The following is a 19,562-nucleotide window of genomic DNA, read 5'->3' on the forward strand; positions in this document are numbered from 1 at the left end:
GGTTAAAGAGTGGAAGTCTTTCAAACTATTGCCTAGGCGAGGTAAAAGGCAAGGGCTATTAGCTCAGCTGGTTAGAGCGCACCCCTGATAAGGGTGAGGTCTCTGGTTCAAGTCCAGAATGGCCCACCTAACCAAAAAAAGCCGAAAAGAAGGATAAACCCTTCAGCATCCTGTCTGATGAGAGTCAGAGGGAATGCTGGATGTAAGTCCAGTAAGAACCTTGAAAACTGCATAAAGAAAAGAGAAAGCAGGGAAAATCTTAATCCCCCTAGCCGTTTTCAGATTAACCGTAAGGCGTTTAGCTGAGTGGATAGCCGAGAAATGGTAAAGGGAAGATGAAAGATAATCCTAGTTAGCAAAAAGAAGATCTTAAAAGGTCAAGCTACAAAGGGCTAACGGTGGATACCTTGGCACACAGAGGCGAAGAAGGACGTGGTTACCGACGAAACGCTTCGGGGAGCTGGAAACAAGCATTGATCCGGAGGTGTCCGAATGGGGCAACCCAAGTGAACTACCCGCTGAATAAAATAGGCGGGAGAGAGCAAACCTAGTGAACTGAAACATCTTAGTAGCTAGAGGAAAAGAAAACAAAAGTGATTCTCCAAGTAGCGGCGAGCGAACGGGGAACAGCCTAAACCAATCTTTTCGGAGATTGGGGTCGTGGGACAGCAACGTGGACTGAGTAAATTAGACGAAGCAGCTGAAAACTGCACCAGAGGAGGTGAAAGTCCTGTAGTCGAAAATTGAATCAGCCTAGCTGTATCCCGAGTAGGTCGGAGCTCGTGGAATTCCGATTGAATCCGCCAGGACCACCTGGTAAGGCTAAATACTACTGTGTGACCGATAGCGTAAAGTACCGCGAGGGAAAGGTGAAAAGAACCCCGTTGAGGGGAGTGAAATAGAACATGAAACCGTTAGCCTACAAGCAATGGGAGCTCGATTAAACGAGTGACCGTGTGCCTGTTGAAGAATGAGCCGGCGACTTACAGGTTGTGGCAGGTTAAGGTGTGTTGCACCGAAGCCAAAGTGAAAGCGAGCCTGAATAGGGCGTTAGTCACAATTTGTAGACCCGAACCCGGGTGATCTAACCATGGCCAGGATGAAGCTTAGGTAACACTAAGTGGAGGTCCGAACCGACTAATGTTGAAAAATTAGCGGATGAGCTGTGGTTAGGGGTGAAATGCCAATCGAACCCGGAGCTAGCTGGTTCTCCCCGAAATGTGTTTAGGCGCAGCGGTTGTAAAGTCAACTTGGGGGGTAAAGCACTGTTTCGCTGCGGGCGGCGAGAGCTGTACCAAAGTGAGGCAAACTCAGAATACCCAAGAAGAAACGACCAGTAAGACGGTGGGGGATAAGCTTCATCGTCGAAAGGGAAACAGCCCAGACCACCAGCTAAGGTCCCCAAATCATCACTAAGTGATAAAGGAGGTGGGAGTGCATTGACAACCAGGAGGTTTGCCTAGAAGCAGCAATCCTTAAAAGAGTGCGTAATAGCTCACTGGTCAAGCGCTCCTGCGCCGAAAATGAACGGGGCTAAGTGATGTACCGAAGCTGTGGACTCAGATATGAGTGGTAGGGGAGCGTTCTGTATAGGGTGAAGCACTAGCGGCAAGCAGGTGTGGACAGTACAGAAGTGAGAATGTCGGCTTGAGTAGCGAAAATATGGGTGAGAATCCCATACCCCGAAATCCTAAGGGTTCCTCCGGAAGGCTCGTCCGCGGAGGGTTAGTCAGGACCTAAGGCGAGGCTGAGAAGCGTAGTCGATGGACAACCGGTCAATATTCCGGTACTGATTATAAATTGTGGCGGGGGACGGAGAAGGCTAGTGCAGCTGGAAGTTGGTTACCAGTCCAAGCATTCGAGGCAATGAGAGACGGCGAAAACGTCTTGAGCGGAGGTGTGATGGGGAGTCTCTACGGAGACGAAGTGTATGATGTCAAGCTTCCAAGAAAAGCCCGAACCACGTTAATTTGTAATCACCTGTACCCGAAACCGACACAGGTAGGAAGGTAGAGAATACTAAGGGGCGCGAGGTAACTCTCTCTAAGGAACTCGGCAAAATTACCCCGTAACTTCGGGAGAAGGGGTGCCTCCAGCAATGGAGGTCGCAGTGAATAGGCCCAGGCGACTGTTTACCAAAAACACAGGTCTCCGCAAAGTCGTAAGACGCAGTATGGGGGCTGACGCCTGCCCAGTGCCGGAAGGTTAAGGAAGTTGGTTAGGAGTAATCCGAAGCTAGCGACTGAAGCCCCGGTGAACGGCGGCCGTAACTATAACGGTCCTAAGGTAGCGAAATTCCTTGTCGGGTAAGTTCCGACCCGCACGAAAGGCGTAACGATCTGGGCACTGTCTCGGAGAGAGGCTCGGCGAAATAGGATTGTCTGTGAAGATACGGACTCCCTGCACCTGGACAGAAAGACCCTATGAAGCTTTACTGTAGCTTGGAATTGGGTTCGGGCTTTGCTTGCGCAGGATAGGTGGGAGACTATGAAGTTGCTCTTGTGGGAGTAATGGAGTCAACGGTGAGATACCACTCTGGTGAGGCTAGAATTCTAACTTGTTCCCGTTATCCGGGAGAAGGACAATTTCAGGTGGGCAGTTTGACTGGGGCGGTCGCCTCCTAAAAGGTAACGGAGGCGCGCAAAGGTTTCCTCAGGCTGGTTGGAAATCAGCCGAAGAGTGTAAAAGCAGAAGGAAGCTTGACTGTGAGACTGACAAGTCAAACAGGGACGAAAGTCGGCTTTAGTGATCCGACGGCACTGAGTGGAAGGGCCGTCGCTCAACGGATAAAAGTTACTCTAGGGATAACAGGCTGATCTCCGCCAAGAGTTCACATCGACGCGGAGGTTTGGCACCTCGATGTCGGCTCATCGCAACCTGGGGCGGTAGTACGTCCCAAGGGTTGGGCTGTTCGCCCATTAAAGCGGTACGTGAGCTGGGTTCAGAACGTCGTGAGACAGTTCGGTCCATATCCGGTGTAGGCGTAAGAGTATTGAGAGGAGACTTCCTTAGTACGAGAGGACCGGGAAGTACGCACCTCTGGTGTACCTGTTATCGTGCCAACGGTAAACGCAGGGTAGCCAAGTGCGGAGTGGATAACCGCTGAAAGCATCTAAGTGGGAAGCCCACCTCAAGATGAGTACTCTCATGGTGTTAAGCCAGTAAGGTCACGGGAAGACTACCCGTTGATAGGCTCTAGATGGAAGTTCAGTAATGGATGAAGTCGAGGAGTACTAATAGACCGAGGGCTTGACCTTTATTCTTCTTTTTCTTTCTCTTTTCCTGTGCAGTCTTCTGGGTCTCTTCTCATATCAGACCCGACAGTTTTTCTTGGTGTCTTTAGCGTCATGGAACCACTCCGATCCCATCCCGCACTCGGTTGTGAAATGTGACAGCGGCGACGATACTTTGGGGGTTGCCCCTCGGCACAATAGTCCGATGCCAAGTTCCTCTTTCTTTGAACCCTCCACCCTCTGGTTGGAGGGTTTCTTCGTCGTCACCATTTTCTCAAAAGTCAATTCGAGAGTTCCTTTTTTAGAATGGAGATAATCTATCTTTCGATTTTGCTCAGGTCGGCTGTCAACAAGTAGAATGATAGAATTATTGAAAGTCTAGTTTTGGCTTTTGAGAAATTTTTAGTTGGTTATTTCCATATTCCTTAGTTCCCTTTTGTTGTTAACCCAGGAGGTTTTAAACTCTCAGATGACTCAAGTTGTTGTAGGTCAGAACGAACCGATTGAATCCGCGCTACGCCGCTTTAAGCGTCAGGTTGCTAAGGCTGGCATTTATACAGACTTTAAAAAGCACCAATTCTTTGAGACACCACAGGAAAAGCATAAGCGCAAGGAAGCTACCCGCAGAAGACAGCGTTCGCGTCGTCGTTAATTTTCAGTGTTGAGATTAGAAACACAATTTCACATCCCAAGAACTTCCTCGGTTTTAATACAGCTGGGGGAGTTTTTGTTTTTTTATTTGTTTGAGAAGGTTTGGGGGCTTAAAATTCCATGATCTAAACGCCAACATTGATCGGCGATCGCCATTAATTCTCCTGGATCATGGGTGACAACCAAGAGTCCCCAATGGGATTTTAACTTAGTGAGTAGACCAGTTAATTGCCGGCGCATGGACCAATCTAGGCCGGCGGTAGGTTCATCTAAAAGCAGAATATTGGGTTGGCGAATTAACTGTACAGCGAGGGACAATCGTCTTTGCTGACCTCCACTGAGGGCTTGGGGGGATAAATTCCAGGGACAATGCCCTAGACCAACTTCTTCGAGGGTTTCTGAAATACGGCTACGGGGAACCTCCGGATGGCCCAAACGTAATTCTTCTAGCAACGTGCTGCCACAGAAATGACGCTCCGGGAATTGGAACACCAAACCACATAGTTGCTGTAGATGAAGAGGGGTTAATTCCTGGGTTTGCCAACGGATATGGCCACTACTAGGTTCCGCCAAACCAGAAAGGATTTCCAACAGAGTAGTCTTACCTGAGCCGCTGGGGCCAATTATTAAACCGAGTTGCTGGGGAGCTAATTCGAAATTGATATCTTTTAGAATGGGATGCAAGGCGGCGGGCGGATGGTAGCAAACGTCGTTTAAACACAGCATATTGATAAAGTTGAAACGCTATCTTCCCGACAAGTCATACTTATTTGTCATGCCAGTTCCGTTAAAAGCTAGATATTATGGCAATCACAATTTCCTAAGATTTTAGCCTGATTTCCCTAACTTTCTAGGTTTTAACATTGTCCTTCAGTGTTCCCTCCGTAGATAAATTCAACTATGTTGGCTTCCCTCACCCGTGTTACTCCGATGACTGTAATCCGTAATCGTTGGACAAGAATCCTTGCCCAATCCATTTTAGGCGTCTTGACTGTTACTAGTAGTGCTTGGGCCGGAGACCCTTTTCGCCCCAACAATCCCCATAATATCGGCGACCAGACGGAGGCGGCCTTTGAGGCCATTTTCCGTGATGGTGATTATCGAGGGGCAGAGGAAATTTTAGCTGTGGCAATTCAAACGGAGCCCAATGAGCCCCTAGTTTATGCAATGAAGGCTTCCTTTGCTTACGATGCCAATGATATGGAGGGAATGAGAAATTATGCTAGACAAACCCTGGAGTCGGCCCAACGCTTGGCCCCTAGCGATCCCCTGCGGGGTAATTTATATATTGCTGTGGGACATTTTTTGGAAGGTAGTTATCTGCTCAAGAAAGGTAGTTATCTCCAGGCGGTGGGAAAAACGGGCACAGTTTTTGAGCACTTAGATAAAGCTTCTGCCATTAACCCGAATGATCCAGAGGTTAATCTTTTACGGGGTTATCTGGACTTGTTTCTGTCCCGCTATACTCCTTTTAGCCAGTCGGAAAAGGTGATTGGTCGCTTTGAAGAGTATGCGGCTCCGGACTATCTCCGTTACCGTGCTCTAGCTACCACCTATCGTGATTTGGAGAAGTATGACTTAGCAATGGCTAACATTGATCGGGCCTTGGCGATCACCCCTAATAACCCAGAACTGCAGTATTTAAAGGGACAATTTTTACGTAATCAAGGTCGGCGGACTATGGATTTGAGTAAGCTTCAGCAGGCACAACAATATTACGCATTGGCTCTGCAGAAACAGGATCAGTTATCCCGGGCTTTGATTGTCCAACTTAACCATGAAAATAATGCCGTGGTGGACGAAATTCAGAAGTTAGCCCAAAACCCATCTCTGAAGGGTTTTTAAAAAGTCCTACTCGAAAAAATATCAAGGAGACTCAATTTTGTGGCTGGGTTGATACGGTATTAAAAACAGTTTTATGGAGGGAAAGCTCGTTCCTTTGTTTAACGTGTTTAACAGTCCGGCTTGGGTGGCTTAATCCTCATTGAGTTGCCTCAGCCGTTCCTCGATCGCCGTTAGGCCCTGCCAATTGACCAAATCCTTTAACCACGGGGGTGGTGGGGTGGTGCCATAGTCCAGCAGGTAACTGGAACGAAGAAAACAATGGAGAGCTAATTCACTAACGGTTGCTGCGGCGCCATCCTGGGTTTGCAGACGGGTGGCTCCACTGAGGTAATGGCCTAAAATACTCGGACTGTTTTTGCCAATGTAAATTTCCCTTGCTCGTCGAACCTTTTCCACCATGGCCCAGGGGTCAGCCATGGCCAACAGTAGAGTGTGGGGCTCAAACTCGTTGACCCAATTGCCGCAGGCTTCTAAGTTGTCAACGATCCCCACCAAACCGTAATGGGCTAGGGCCTTTTCCGTATGCACTGAATGTTCCTGCTCCCGGCAATAGCGATTGACCCATTGAATTACTTCTTCTCCCAACTCCAGGCGATCGGTCAATAACACAGCGCTGGCATTGGGATGTTGTTCTGCGTGGGCTAGTAAATCCAGAGCTAACCATTGCCCGTTGGCATTCCTATCAGCTAATACCATTAAATCTGTCCTCGGCAGGGCTTGATCAATGGTAACTATAGTACCAAGTAATTGTTTGGCTACCATGACTTGGGGGGACCCCACCCCTGTAATCGACTCCACCGGGGCGATGTTTTTTGTCCCCCAGGCCAACATGGCGATCGCCATCAGTCCTTCGGCCAGATAAATTTCCTCAATGCCCATTTCCTGGGCTGCCACTAAAATGGTCGGGCTAATGGTTTCCGTCACTAAAACCCGCTCTGCCACCCCGACTGTCTTGGCCAGCATACCTTGGCGGAGTAAATTCCCCAGGGCGTCACCTTTTTTGGAGTCTAGATAAAAACCAGCCCTTCTGATTGGGTAAAATCTTTGGCCCTGTACCATGCCATCCTCGGGAAAGCTTACTTGGGTTGTTGGCAACTGGGGACGATAAACTCGTTCGAGGGCAGCACAGGTTTGGTGGATCACAGATAGCTTTTCCTGGTCAATGCGCTGATAAGCCGCATCCAACTCAGCTCCGCTAACCCGAGGGGGGGAATCCTGCCCAGGGCTGCCCCAATGCTCCATTGCTTTCATCACTTCCGCCATCATCGGCCATGGGAAAGGTAAGGGGCGATGATGTAAACGTCGCAACTCCTGAATAATGTCACCGGACTGGGTGATGAGACGTAACATGGCAACTAACTCGCTCCCAAACAGCCAACCCCAGGCAGATCGCCTAGTTCTGTTTTAGCTTAACGTTTTTGCCAATGAAGTTCTCCATCCCCCATCCTTGGGATGGTTGGTTGAGCTATGGCAGTGCCGGTGAATTTTTTCCATCATCCCAGGGACAAATAGGATCAACCCGAATCAGATTCCGAGGTCGTTTTTTTGCCCTTCAGTAAATTGGGAGCAATGGACAGTACCAGGGCGATCACCGTGGCCGGGATCACAACAAATGAAATGATGTCAGTAAACAGAGATAAATTTTGATTGCTGGTGGCATTCAAAATTAAGTAGATAGCATAGGAAAAGTAATAGCCCAGAAAGAGAAGGCCTTCCCAGCGAGAAATTAGTTGCCCAGTGATAAATACTGGTAAACAAATTATCGCCACTGCCAACATCACAGGCAAATCAAATCTAATCAGGGCTGGGGCGATCGCCACCCCGGTGGGGGAAAGACTGGCCGCAAAGCCCAGCACCGCTAAAATGTTGAAAATATTACTGCCGACCACATTACCCACAGCAATATCCCGTTCTCCCCGATAGCTCGCCACCACCGAAGTGGCCAGTTCTGGCAGGGATGTGCCCATGGAAACCAGTGTTAGGCCGATAACTAACTCACTGATGCCTAGAGTCCGGGCAATGTCCACAGAGCTTTGCACTAACCAGCGGGAGCCCAGCACTAATAGTCCAATGCCCACCACAATATAGGCAACTTGTTTGATAATTTGTTGCCCTGTTTTCGACACCGGCTCGCCAAATTCCTGGGCATATTCTTCGGCAATTTCCGGGTTCTTTTCCCGCCGACTTTGGAAGATAAGAAAAGTGGTGTATAGAATTGCCCCCAGAACAAAAATTGAGCCATCCGTACGATTAATCCGACCATCTTGGGCAAAAAACATCAGTAGCGCCGAAACACCGATTAAGATGGGCACATCCAAGCGGATTAGTTGTTGGGCCACCACCAGGGGGGTAATGGTGGCGCAGATACCGAGGATGAGCAGAATATTGAAAATGTTACTACCCACTACATTACCGATGGAGATGTCTGCTTGGCCCGCAAATACCGCCTGCAGGCTAACCACTAACTCTGGAGCACTGGTGCCATAAGCCACTATGGTTAAGCCAATAATTAAAGGGGAAATGCCGAACATCAAGGCAATGCGGGAAGCTCCTTTAACTAAAATTTCCGCTCCTATCACCAAAATTGCCAGACCCGCCACCAACATCGGGACAGTTATCCAAGTCATCATTTTTTCTCCCAGTAATCCCAGAGTTGCCAAACCTAACCAGCTTTTTGTAGGGCACGACGGTAAAGTCGTTGGACTTTGCTCAGAAATCTATCAAGGGATGATTTTGGCGGCTCATGGCTGGGATCAGATTCCTGTAGGGAAGCTAATAGTTGGGCCTCTTGGGTTTGGATGTCCCCATCACTGTAGAGCAAGCCACTCAAGGCTTCTAAGAGTTCGGAATATTCTTGGTCACCGGGATAATCTCCTAGATACTCATTTACCCAGGCATAACACTGGGGGGCTTCTACGGATTTGAGTTCCGATAAAAGAATTTGCAATTCTGGGTCATTTTCAAGTTCGTATTCCGTTGCTAAGCGTCGCAAATATTGCCTCTCTTCCACTTGGATCACCCCATCCAACCAGGCGGCTCCGATGAGAATTTTTAGTAATTGTTTAGTTTTGGTAGTTTTACTCATGGCACATTAACTCTGTGATGGGATAGTGCGGTTAATTCAGCTAAAGGTTCTGGCCAGATAATCAAACTTCAGTATTGTTCCTCTGGCGTTGTCCCCCCAACCAGAATTTTCACCCACTATTCCCATTGTGGGGGGAAGGGTCGATCGCCGTCGGCATTGTTAAGCTTTCTTTAAATTTGCGATGAAAAAGCCGTCTTGGTGGTGTTGATGGGGCAAAATCGTCAGCATTCCCTGGTCAATTATCTCCCTAACCTCTTCCTGGGGATTAATCCACTGAAAAGGTGCCGATCGCCATTCGGGGTGACTTGCCAAAAACTGTTCAATTTGTGCCTCATTTTCTGCCCGGTTCAAGGTGCAGGTGGAGTAGACCAGAATGCCACCGGGTTTAACCATCGGGGCGATCGCCGTTAACAAAGCCTGTTGCAGAGGTAAAAGGGTGGCAATGGTAGCGGGGGTTTGGCGCCAACGGAGATCCGGATTGCGATGGAGAGTTCCCAAGCCAGAACAGGGTACATCCAGTAAAGCCCGGTCCACCCATTGGATGGGTGGCTTAGTTCCCGGCTTAGTCATATCCCCTTCCCAACTTTTAATACTGGTTAACCCTAACCGTTGCTGGGTAACGGCTAACTTTTGTAGCCGCCAACCATGGCGATCGCCCGCATAAATTTGTCCCTGATCCTGCATCAGTTCGGCCATATGGGTGGTTTTACCGCCGGGGGCTGCACAGACATCAAAAATAGTTTCTCCCCGTTGCGGGTCGAGAATTTGAGCTACCCATTGGGCACTGGCGTCCTGCACTGTCCACCAACCCTCCGCAAAACCCGGCAATTGGGTAATGGCTCCCGTTTTCCCCGTTACCCTTAATCCTTGGGATAGTCCGGCAATATTTTCCGTGGTTAAACCAATGGCCTCCAGAGCCTGGGCTACCTCCGCCCGATTGGTTTTCAAGGGATTAATGCGTAAATCCAAAGCAGGATTGTGGTTGAAACACTGACACAACGTCTCCGTTTCCCCCCGGCCCCATTGCCCTAAAAAAAGTTCTAGCAGCCAATCCGGCAAACTATATTTTTCCCCTAAGCTAATCTGGGGTGAATCCAACCAGTCTTTCCCTCCATCCCGTTCCCTTTGGTAACGGCGCAGAATGCCATTAACAACTTTGCTCAGACCCTTTAAGCCATTGGCTTTGGCCAAATCTACACTAGTATTGACCGCCGCCGAAACGGGAATCTGGTCTAAATACACCAATTGATATAAACCCAGTTGCAATATTCTTCTCAAATCCGGAGGTTGTTTCCCCGCAGGGCGATCGCCAAGGCAGGTCAATAAGTAATCCAGTGTTCTCTGTCGGCGCACTACCCCGTACACCAACTCCGTTAATAGTCGGCGATCCGCTGGGGCCAGGTCATATTTCTGCAACACCCGATCAACGGCCAAATCAACATAGCTATCCCGGCGATCGATGTCCCGTAAAGCCAAGAAAGCTAATTGCCGAGCCGAAATCATGGGTAATTTGATGGTCAATTACTGCTGGGGCATATTGGACCCAGTACTGTCCATCCCCGGTAAATTGGGAGACTGGGAATTGGGGGCCGGCGCAAAGTTGGAACCGCTGGGAAAACCAGGATTATCACCAGAATTGGGGGCCATATTGCCGTTAGTGCTGGGCATACCAGGCAGGGGAGTGTTGCTAAAATTGGGGGTGCCAGACTGTCCAGGATTCACATTGTTAGGATTGGGATTAAAATTAGGCATTCCCGGATTGGGACTATTGGGAAAAGTGGTGCCCGGAGTCATACCCGGAAGTCCCAAATTCGGATCATTGAAACCATTGGGGGTCATGCCTGGGGGAGTTTGGGCATCACCGGGTAAAGTTGCTAAAGCCACCCGATCGCCCCCCACCGTGCGGAGAATATCCAACAGTTGCACCACATCGTTATAACTAGCATTGCGGGAAGCATGGAGCACAATTAATCCAGTGGGATTGTACTGATGGTAGTTCTGCAGGGCACTGACCATCTGCTCCTGGCTCACCGGCTGTTTTTCCACATATAACTGTCCCAGGTCGTCCAGACTGACCATAAACATTTCTCGCATTTGGGGAGCCCCGGTGCTGGCCCTGGGTAAATCCAAACTAATGGCCTGTTGCCGGGACAAACCCACCGCCCCCAGGATGAAGAAGGTCAGAATACAAAAAACAACATCAATGAGAGGAATAATTTCAATACGGACTTCCCCCTGATCATGTTGGTTATCCTGCCAAAGGGAAAGGGGACGGGTGGGATGGTAAATGGACTGGAATTTGCGGTGGGGCTTGGGAGCTTTAGGGGAAGATGCCATGGCAATGGGAGGGGGAAAACCGGAGTCAATCTTGGGGAGAATATCAGCAATGGAGTCGATCAACCTCCCCAATCCTAGCAAGCCTGGAAAAGTTAATTCCAGCAAAACTACTGGGGCAAGCTTTCCGCTTCGGGGCTGGGGGATAAACCGTCATCGTAGGCCATTTCCTGTTCAAACCAGCGTTGGCGATAGAGCACTTCCAGCTCACTGCCTGCTTTACGGAAGACCCGCATTTGGTTGAACCATAGCCCCTGGAAAAGACGGTAAAAGGCCAAACTAACAATGGCCACAATCAAACCGGCCGCTGTGGAAATCAGCGCTTCCCCAATACCAAGGGTCACTCCAGCGGTGGAAGCGGTGCCTAAATCGCTAATTTGAATCGAACTAAGGGATTGGATCAAACCCAACACTGTGCCCAACAGTCCCAACAGGGGGGAGAGGGCAATAATTGCTTCCAGGATTTTGTCTCCCCGCCGCATGAGGGCCAACTGATCGTCCGCCGCCGACTCCAACGCCAGATGAAAAACCTCCGGGTCGGGGTGGGGCAACCGCAAGGGGGCCAACAGATATTTAGCAATGGGAAAACGACGATTATCCTGGGCTACCCGAATGGCCGTATCCCAATCCCGGGCCGCCGTGTCTAAAATTCGGGAAGCAGTTTGGGAGCTTTTGAGAATGACTTGGCCCCAAAACCACAACCTCTCGATGATGGTACTGACGGACAAAATCGATAAGAGAAGCAGGGGCCACATGGCCACGCCACCCTTTTGCATTAACTCAATGGGATTCACTGCTATTCATTGCCTCCATTGCAATATGTGCCACTGGGAAAGGACCTGAAGGATCTAATTGATCCAAACTTTAGACAAAACTGATTCGATCAACTAAGCCCAATCCTTTGGCGATCGAGCTTAAACACAGACAATCCTAACGCAAGGATTCCCCCACCTAGAGAGATTGACCGGTGCCAAGTTTGCCTTAGCCCTCGATATAGTTGAGATCCACTAGCTTTTGCCAAATTTTGCCTACGCTCTCATCTAGTTCCTCTAGATCTGTGCGGCACTCCACATCGGGGCTGGTGGGGGGTTCGTAGGGGTCATCAATGCCAGTGAAACCTTTAATTTCTCCACTGCGGGCTTTGGCGTATAGACCTTTGACATCCCGCTCTTCACAAACGGCCAGGGGCGCATTAACAAATACTTCCAGGAAATCCTCAATGGTCTGTTTAACTTCTTCCCGGATGGCTCGGTAGGGGGAAATGGCAGAAACTAAAACAATCACGCCATTGCGGGTAAGCAAATGGGATACAAAACCAATGCGCCGAATGTTGGTATCCCGGTCTTCCTTGCTAAAACCCAGTCCTTTGGTCAGGTTAGTGCGTACCACATCACCATCCAAAACTTCCAGACGGTGGCCGCTATCCCGTAATTTTTTTTCTAACGCATGAGTAATGGTGGTTTTCCCCGCTCCACTCAGTCCCGTTAACCAGATTGTTACACCACGTTGTTGCATAGATAGTCTAGGAATTTTTCAAAAATTGTCGATACTGCCGAGGAATTCCCGCAGGATTTGCAGAGTAATGCGCCGCCCTTGAGCTTAGCTTTTTCGTTACCCGTTGACAATGGCGGATTTTCTCCAATTTTTGCCCCGGGTAGGTGACTTTGCTTAACCTTTCCATAGCCTAACCATAAGTTTTTCTTAATTTGCCTGTGAAAAACTGTAGCAGGGACTAGAACGTGTACTTTGCCGATGGCAGATTTTAATATCTCCCGGCGATCGCCAGCACCGGTTGAAGATTTTGCCCCACTTTTTCCTGATTGACAAATTTTTGAAGCAATTATGACCATTAACAGCGGCGTTAGTTTGATTAGCAAAATTGGCGGCTTTGCCAGTAGCAATGGGGCAGAAATTCCCGCCTTTGACCCCGGTACTAAGCGCCTATTTGTGGTCGCCGGTGAATTAATCGAGATTCTAGATCTAGGTGACCCCACTAGCCCAATTAAGATCGGGGATTTAGGGATCAATTTCAATGACATTCCCTCCGGTTTTAGCCCCGTGCCCAATAGTGTGGCCGTGGGTAAGACTGGCACCCCCAGCGCAGGGATTGTGGCCGTATCTTTAGCAATTCGAGATGACTTGAATAACCAAGAAGCCGGTCAAGTGCAGTTCTTCGATGCGGCCACCGGCGAGTTCCTGGGCAAAGTTCTGGTGGGCTTTTTGCCCGATATGATCACCTTTAGCCCTGACGGGACGAAGGTTTTAACCGCCAACGAAGGGGAACCAAACGAAAGCTATACAGTGGATCCCGTTGGTTCGGTCAGCATTATTGATATTAACGGCGGATTTGCTAATCTCAGCTCCCAGACAGCGACTTTTGACAGTTTTAATGGTCAGAAAACTGAGTTGCAATCCTCTGGAGTAAGACTTTTCGGGCAAATTTTTGATAATAACGGCAACTTTGTGCGGAATAGTACCGTAGCTGAAGACGTGGAGCCGGAATATATTGCTTTTAGCGGTGATGGCACCAAAGCTTGGGTGACTTTACAGGAAAATAATGCCGTTGCAGTGATTGATATAGCTACCGCTACGGTGGAGGTAATTCTACCCCTTGGTTTTAAGGACCACAGCTTGCCAGGCAATGGATTGGACGCCAGTGACCGTGACGGCGGAATTAATATTCAAAATTGGCCTATTTTCGGGATGTATATGCCCGATAGCATTGCTTCTTTTACCGTTGGCGACCAAACTTACTATATAACTGCCAACGAAGGGGATGCTCGCAATCGTCCTTCCGGTGATGATATCTTACCCTCTCCCTTTGATGGTGAAGGGGATATTTTTGTTGAAGAAGCTCGGATTAAAGATTTAGTTCTGGATCCCATCGCTTTTCCCAATGCGGCAGAGTTACAAGCAGATGCTAACCTTGGCCGTTTGACGGTAACGACAAAATTTGGGGACATTGATGGGGATGGGGATTTTGACGAACTTTATGTCTATGGTTCCCGTTCTTTTTCCATTTGGAATCAAAATGGCAGTTTAGTTTATGACAGTGGCGAAGATTTCGAGCGGATCATTGCCGAAGCAGTGCCGGAGTTTTTCAGTGCTAGCAACGACAATAACAGTTTCGACAACCGTAGTGATAATAAAGGGCCTGAACCGGAAGGGGTGACAGTAGGCACCATCGATGGCCGCACCTACGCCTTTGTGGGGCTAGAGCGCATTGGTGGCGTAATGGTTTATGACGTAACCAACCCTGAAGCCCCTGAGTTTGTGCAGTACATTAACCCCCGGGATTTTACCGTCGATCCAGAGTCTAATTTGACCGATTCCGGCCCGGAGGGATTAATCTTCATCGATGCCGCCGACAGTCCCAACGGTAAGCCATTGCTGGTGGTGAGCAATGAGGTGAGTCAAACCACTGCCATTTTTGAGGTTAATGTACCCACTCCCCAACCTTTCACCCTGCAATTGTTCCATGCTTCTGACCAGGAGGGGGGAGTGCCGGCTTTGGATGATGCGCCCCGGTTTTCCGCTGTGCTCAATGCCCTACTGCAACAGGATATTGACAGTGATGGTGTGCCCGGTTTTGCTAATAATCTAATTTTGTCTTCCGGTGATGCCTACATCCCTGGATTATTTTTCGGTGCATCGGCAGACGTTTTCGGTGGTTTAGGCCGGGCGGATATTCTTATCCAAAATCAATTAGGATTCCAGGCGATCGCCTTTGGCAACCATGAATTTGACTTGGGCACAGGGTTGATCGCGGATTTGATTGGGGGCGATCCGGCGGATAATTTCCCTGGGGCAAACTTTCCCTACCTAAGTAGCAATCTAGACTTCACTACTGATGGCAATTTAAGCCCTTTGATCACAGCGGATGGCCAGGAAGCCAGCACCATTCCCGGCAAAATCGCTGCCAGCACCATCATCACCGTCAATGGAGAAAAAATTGGCATTGTCGGGGCCACTACACCCACCCTAAGGACAATTTCTAGCCCCGGTAATGTGGGTGTTTTCCCCAGTCCCTTTGGCGGAACTCCCAGTGCCGAAGAGTTGGACGCATTGGCCGCGATCATTCAAGCAGATGTGGATGCGTTGCTGTTGGCCAACCCCGGGCTCAACAAAGTAATACTTCTGTCTCATATGCAACAGATCAGCATTGAACAGGAATTGGCTTCCCGCCTCAGCCACGTTGATATTATTGTGGCCGGTGGTTCCAATACCCGTTTAGTGGATGAAGACGATCGCCTCCGGGCTGGGGACACAGCCCAGGGTATCTACCCCATTATCAAAACTGGGGCGGATGGTAAACCCGTAGCCGTGGTCAATACCGATGGTAACTATAAATATGTCGGTCGTCTGGTGATCGATTTTGACGGGGAAGGGGTAATCGTTCCTGAAAGCTATGATCCCAACATCAGTGGAGTCTATGCCACCGATGAGCAGGGGGTGGCGGATCTCAATGCCGCTGGACTGATTGACCCGGAAATCCAAGCCATTGTGAACCAACTACGGGAAGTCATTGTGGCCAAAGAAAGTAATGTATTTGGTATCAGTAATGTGTACCTCGAAGGTTCCCGCCCAGCCATTCGTCAGCAAGAAACTAATCTGGGGAACCTTACCGCCGATGCCAACTTGGCGATCGCTAAAACCATCGATTCCTCTGTAGTTATTTCCCTAAAAAATGGGGGCGGTATTCGGGATGACATCGGCCAAGTTTTAACTCCTCCTGGAGGAACTGGAGAACCAGAACGACTTCCCAACGAAGCCGTCACCGATGCAGAGGGCAATATTATTAAGCCCGAAGGGGGAATTTCTGAAACTGATATTGCCAATGCCCTCAGTTTTAACAATGGCCTGAGTTTAATCACTGTCACCGCTGCTGAATTACTGGCCCTAGTGGAACACGGGGTGGCCGCTAGTGATGGCACTAATCAACAGGGTCGTTTTCCCCAAGTCAGTGGCTTTGCCTTCAGTTTTGACCTTAACCGTGCCCCTGGCGATCAGGTTCTTTCCCTGGCGATCGAAGATGAAACAGGCAAAGACTTGGATGTTGTGGTGCGAAATGGCGAATTGGTTGGAGATCCTAGCCGCACCTTCCGCATGGTCACCCTGGGCTTTTTGGCCGATGGTGGTGATGGTTACCCCTTCCCCATGGGAGCATCAACTAACAGGGTGGATTTGAACGAATCTACCGATGCTCCCCGCACCGGCCTAGCCACCTTTGCCCCCGATGGTTCCGAACAAGATGTCCTGGCGGAATATTTAGCTGCTAACTTCAACAGCCCAGAAACCGCATTTAATCAGGCAGATACTTCCCCGGAATTTGATACCCGCATTCAAAATCTGGCTTTCCGCATTGATAGCGTGATTGATCCCATTGACCCGATCGCCAATGAAATTGGCGTAGTGGCCGAAAACGGCTTCTTCTTTGTTCTATTTCCCAATGGTGATGAAGTACAGCTTAAATTTAACAATCAACCCTTTGCCAGTAACACTTTTGGCAATTGGCAGATTTTGGAGGCAGAAACGGTAAACGGAATCAATCAGGTCCTTTGGCAAAATTCCGATCTTGGTCAAATTGGCGTTTGGAATGCTGACTCCAACTGGAACTGGATTTCCTCGGAAACTTGGCCCACCAATTCCTTCAATACCCTGCAAGCAGAGGTCACCTTCCAGATTGACATCAACAACGATGACCTCCTTGGCGATCGCCTGATGAATGTGGAAACCCAGGGCAATGTTAGTTTGCTAGAAGGAATCTTCGGCAATTACTACGTCGAAACCGGCGATGACTTAACAACCCCCATCAAATACCTAGGGGAAGCCTTTGACAACAACTTGGGCAATTGGCAAGCTCTGGCGGCGGAAACCGTACAAGGGATTAACCAGGTTCTGTGGCAAAATCTTGACACCAACCAAATCGGTGTTTGGAACACTAGCTCTAACTGGAACTGGATTTCCTCCAATGTATTTGATGCTGGTTCTCCCGAGGCGATCGCCCAAGCTGGTATTTTCGGCGTCAACATCGGTGGAACAATGGTTGCCTAACTAACCCTGCCATTATTGCCGGAACAAACTAACCCCCCACCGGAGTTTAATTAACCGAGCTGGGGGATTTTTTGTTGTGCTCTAATCTGGGCTTTCAAAGATTGGAAAAAACCTGTCTAGCCTTTGGGGGAGAAGAACAGGAGGGGAAACCAACTGCGGTTCAAAATATTGTCCGTTAAACTCGGCACAGTCCAATCTAGAAGAGTGGTGCGGCGGCTAGCCACGGCGATCGCCGTAATGTCATTGACAAAGGCGGTGTCGAGAATTTCTTGGACAGGGCTACCATGGCGCACTTCGGTGGTAATGTTCGGCACCAGAGGACTAAACTGCTGTTTGAGTTCAACTAATTTTGCTTCCGCTTCCTGAAGACGGATTGCCATCAACTCCGGGTGACGGACACCATCTTCCAAAACAGAGAGAAAGTAACAGGACTCAACCTGACCTTGGGGAGCCTTTGCCAACGCACCTTTTAATCTTTCTATCAAATAATTACCCGCAGAACTGGCATCGTAGGGCACTAGCAAATTACGCCAAAGATGCTGGCAACGTAATGCCATCTCCTCCACAGTGTAAGTACTAATTAATTGTGGGCGTAAAATCATCACTGGGACTTTAGTGGACTTAGCTAAGGAAAGGGTATGGCTACCGAAAAGCTTTGATTCCAAATTGCTCCGCACCGGCATTCCGTTAATGATCAGATCAATGGCTTCTTGTTCCACCAACTGATTAACTAAATCCAAATACCGCACTGAGGACACTTCTACTTTGACCTCCACCCCTGGAGGCACCTGACCCACGAGGGACTCTAGATAGGCTTTGGCTTCCCTCAGTTTGGTTTCGTCCACATTGGCCAAATGTTCATCTTCCCAGACAGAGACGGTGTGGAGAAAAATTAGTTTAGTGATGCCGGAGAGGGAAAGTTCTTCCACAAAACTCGCCAGTCGTTGCAGTCCGTCGGAAAAATCCGTACAAATGAGGCAATGCTTAAACATATAAAAATCCGCCCTCTGATGACATAATTGTACTGTTTGTCGAGTGTTTTTGGTTGAACTGTGAATTTACTCTCAACCCAATGCGCCTTGGTCCCTATCAACCTTGGCCATATTGAGGTATGGTTCTTGCCTTGCATCCGCCGGCATTCTGCCCCACTGGTCATAGGGAACCCAGCCGGTGGAAATGGGGGGATACTGAGGCAAAGTCAGGCAAAGAACAGCGCCCTTGGGCTGATTGTCTTCAACGGTGACGGCACCACCATGGGCTTCGCTCATCATTTTACAGAATGCCAGACCCAAACCAATTTGGGCAACATTGGGCATGATTGTACCTACTTCGTAGGGCTCGAAAATTTTCAGTTTAAGGTCATCCTCAATGCCAGGGCCGTGATCGGCAACACAAACAATAATTTGACCCTTTCCATCGGTTTTGATCCCTACCTGCACCGTTGCCCCCGTGGGGGAAAACTTGATGGCATTACTGAGCAAATTACTGAGTATGCGCTGGAAAATGGGGGGGTCTATCGTAGCCGATATGGGTTGCTCTCTGTAATCCTTAGTAAGAGCCAATTTTTTTTGGCTGGCGATCGCCTCGTAATCTTCCACCACCGCCTGGACCAACGCCACCAGTTCCACTTCTTGATAATCCAGACGGATTTTGCCATGTTCCTGTTTGGACACGACTAACATATCATCCACCAAATGCTGAATTTGCTGGGTAGCATGGAGGAGGCGATCAAGCTTTTGCCCGGAGCTCGGGGAATCACAATTGGCCCTCTGCAAAATTTGTATGCCCAAAGTCAAGTTGGTAAGGGGATTGCGTAGATCGTGAACAATCATGTGTACCATTGACTCCCGCTGTTGGAGCAAACCATTGAGGGCATCGTATTGGTACTTCAAGCGGAGCATAGCCTGGATGCGGGCTTGTAACTCCAGGCGATTTAAGGGTTTGGAAATAAAATCATCAGCTCCAGCCTGCAAACAATTGGCCAGGCTCAGCTTACTGTCTAGGGCAGTCACCATAATAATTGGCAGGGTACGCCACCGGGGTAAAGCTCGGATTACCCGGCACACTTCAATCCCATTCAGCCCCGGCATCATTACATCGAGTAACAACAGGTCCGGCTGGAAAGTATCTAGACTGTCGATGGCTTGCTGGCCGCTGTCAGCATAGTTGAGTTCATAATCCCGGTCGGTCAGGAGGGCATCAATAACATCAAAATTATCTGGATCGTCGTCTACTACTAAAAGGGAAGCTGGGGCCATGTATTGTTCCTGCCAGTGCAAGCCTTGAGGAGGAATATAGATTCCCACACCCACCAGTTTAACGTTTACCCCCGCTGGTCACACCAAATTCTCGTCAAAATA

General features: G+C 49.1%; 14 protein-coding genes, 1 tRNA gene and 2 rRNA genes. 6 read left to right on the forward strand and 11 right to left on the reverse strand.

Annotated elements, in window-relative coordinates:
• Positions 1 to 52 precede the first annotated feature (52 nt).
• The 4 genes from D082_RS05170 (at position 53) to rpsU (ending at position 3,885) form a co-directional block, all read left to right on the forward strand.
• Positions 53 to 126: transfer RNA gene (locus D082_RS05170), tRNA-Ile, on the forward strand.
• Between the two features lie 249 nt (positions 127 to 375).
• Positions 376 to 3,257: ribosomal RNA gene (locus D082_RS05175) — 23S ribosomal RNA — on the forward strand.
• A 72-nt stretch (positions 3,258 to 3,329) separates the two neighbouring features.
• Positions 3,330 to 3,447 (forward strand): 5S ribosomal RNA (gene rrf, locus D082_RS05180).
• A 255-nt stretch (positions 3,448 to 3,702) separates the two neighbouring features.
• A complete protein-coding gene (gene rpsU, locus D082_RS05185) occupies positions 3,703 to 3,885 on the forward strand; it encodes a 30S ribosomal protein S21 (protein ID WP_010873397.1) in 183 nt (60 codons plus the stop codon).
• An 83-nt stretch (positions 3,886 to 3,968) separates the two neighbouring features.
• On the opposite strand, the gene D082_RS05190 is transcribed toward rpsU, so the two are convergent.
• Positions 3,969 to 4,610: an ABC transporter ATP-binding protein gene (locus D082_RS05190; protein WP_028946463.1), complete on the reverse strand. Its 642-nt coding sequence runs from the start codon at positions 4,608 to 4,610 to the stop codon at positions 3,969 to 3,971.
• 174 nt (positions 4,611 to 4,784) lie between these two features.
• On the opposite strand from D082_RS05190, the gene D082_RS05195 reads away from it, so the two are divergent.
• The gene (locus tag D082_RS05195) at positions 4,785 to 5,729 is read left to right on the forward strand and encodes a Sll0314/Alr1548 family TPR repeat-containing protein (RefSeq protein WP_028946462.1); all 945 of its coding nucleotides are present in this window, start codon (positions 4,785 to 4,787) and stop codon (positions 5,727 to 5,729) included.
• Between the two features lie 129 nt (positions 5,730 to 5,858).
• Here the strand turns inward: D082_RS05195 and D082_RS05200 are convergent, their stop codons facing one another.
• The 8 genes from D082_RS05200 to D082_RS05235 form a co-directional block, all read right to left on the reverse strand.
• Positions 5,859 to 7,079, reverse strand: coding sequence for a histidinol dehydrogenase (locus D082_RS05200; protein WP_028946461.1), 1,221 nt, complete (start codon positions 7,077 to 7,079; stop codon positions 5,859 to 5,861).
• A 164-nt stretch (positions 7,080 to 7,243) separates the two neighbouring features.
• Entirely contained in the window at positions 7,244 to 8,359 is a 1,116-nt protein-coding gene (locus D082_RS05205; protein ID WP_311134282.1) for a calcium/sodium antiporter, read from the reverse strand.
• Between the two features lie 32 nt (positions 8,360 to 8,391).
• The gene (locus tag D082_RS05210) at positions 8,392 to 8,814 is read right to left on the reverse strand and encodes a TerB family tellurite resistance protein (protein ID WP_028946459.1); all 423 of its coding nucleotides are present in this window, start codon (positions 8,812 to 8,814) and stop codon (positions 8,392 to 8,394) included.
• Between the two features lie 159 nt (positions 8,815 to 8,973).
• Positions 8,974 to 10,317: a 16S rRNA (cytosine(967)-C(5))-methyltransferase gene (locus D082_RS05215; RefSeq protein ID WP_028946458.1), complete on the reverse strand. Its 1,344-nt coding sequence runs from the start codon at positions 10,315 to 10,317 to the stop codon at positions 8,974 to 8,976.
• An 18-nt stretch (positions 10,318 to 10,335) separates the two neighbouring features.
• Positions 10,336 to 11,151 carry a biopolymer transporter ExbD gene (locus D082_RS05220; RefSeq protein WP_028946457.1) on the reverse strand — a complete coding sequence of 272 codons (816 nt, stop codon included), beginning with the start codon at positions 11,149 to 11,151 and terminating at the stop codon, positions 10,336 to 10,338.
• A 107-nt stretch (positions 11,152 to 11,258) separates the two neighbouring features.
• The gene (locus D082_RS05225) at positions 11,259 to 11,942 is read right to left on the reverse strand and encodes a MotA/TolQ/ExbB proton channel family protein (protein ID WP_028946456.1); all 684 of its coding nucleotides are present in this window, start codon (positions 11,940 to 11,942) and stop codon (positions 11,259 to 11,261) included.
• 187 nt (positions 11,943 to 12,129) lie between these two features.
• Entirely contained in the window at positions 12,130 to 12,663 is a 534-nt protein-coding gene (cysC, locus tag D082_RS05230) for an adenylyl-sulfate kinase (RefSeq protein WP_028946455.1), read from the reverse strand.
• Complete coding sequence (locus D082_RS05235) at positions 12,645 to 12,998, reverse strand: hypothetical protein (protein WP_028946454.1); 354 nt, start codon at positions 12,996 to 12,998, stop codon at positions 12,645 to 12,647. Before D082_RS05235 ends, cysC begins: the two co-directional genes overlap by 19 nt.
• Between D082_RS05235 and D082_RS05240 the strand changes: the two genes are divergently transcribed.
• Positions 12,991 to 17,202 (forward strand): choice-of-anchor I family protein, encoded by a 4,212-nt coding sequence (locus D082_RS05240; protein WP_028946453.1) that lies wholly within the window; start codon positions 12,991 to 12,993, stop codon positions 17,200 to 17,202. The two genes, D082_RS05235 and D082_RS05240, sit on opposite strands and share 8 nt — an antisense overlap.
• 116 nt (positions 17,203 to 17,318) lie before the next feature.
• Here the strand turns inward: D082_RS05240 and D082_RS05245 are convergent, their stop codons facing one another.
• Positions 17,319 to 18,194, reverse strand: coding sequence for a universal stress protein (locus D082_RS05245; protein WP_028946452.1), 876 nt, complete (start codon positions 18,192 to 18,194; stop codon positions 17,319 to 17,321).
• A 72-nt stretch (positions 18,195 to 18,266) separates the two neighbouring features.
• Positions 18,267 to 19,460 carry a hybrid sensor histidine kinase/response regulator gene (locus D082_RS05250; RefSeq protein ID WP_081857689.1) on the reverse strand — a complete coding sequence of 398 codons (1,194 nt, stop codon included), beginning with the start codon at positions 19,458 to 19,460 and terminating at the stop codon, positions 18,267 to 18,269.
• Positions 19,461 to 19,562 lie beyond the last annotated feature (102 nt).

It is taken from the genome of Synechocystis sp. PCC 6714, assembly GCF_000478825.2.
In the GTDB taxonomy this organism is placed as follows: Bacteria; Cyanobacteriota; Cyanobacteriia; order Cyanobacteriales; family Microcystaceae; genus Synechocystis.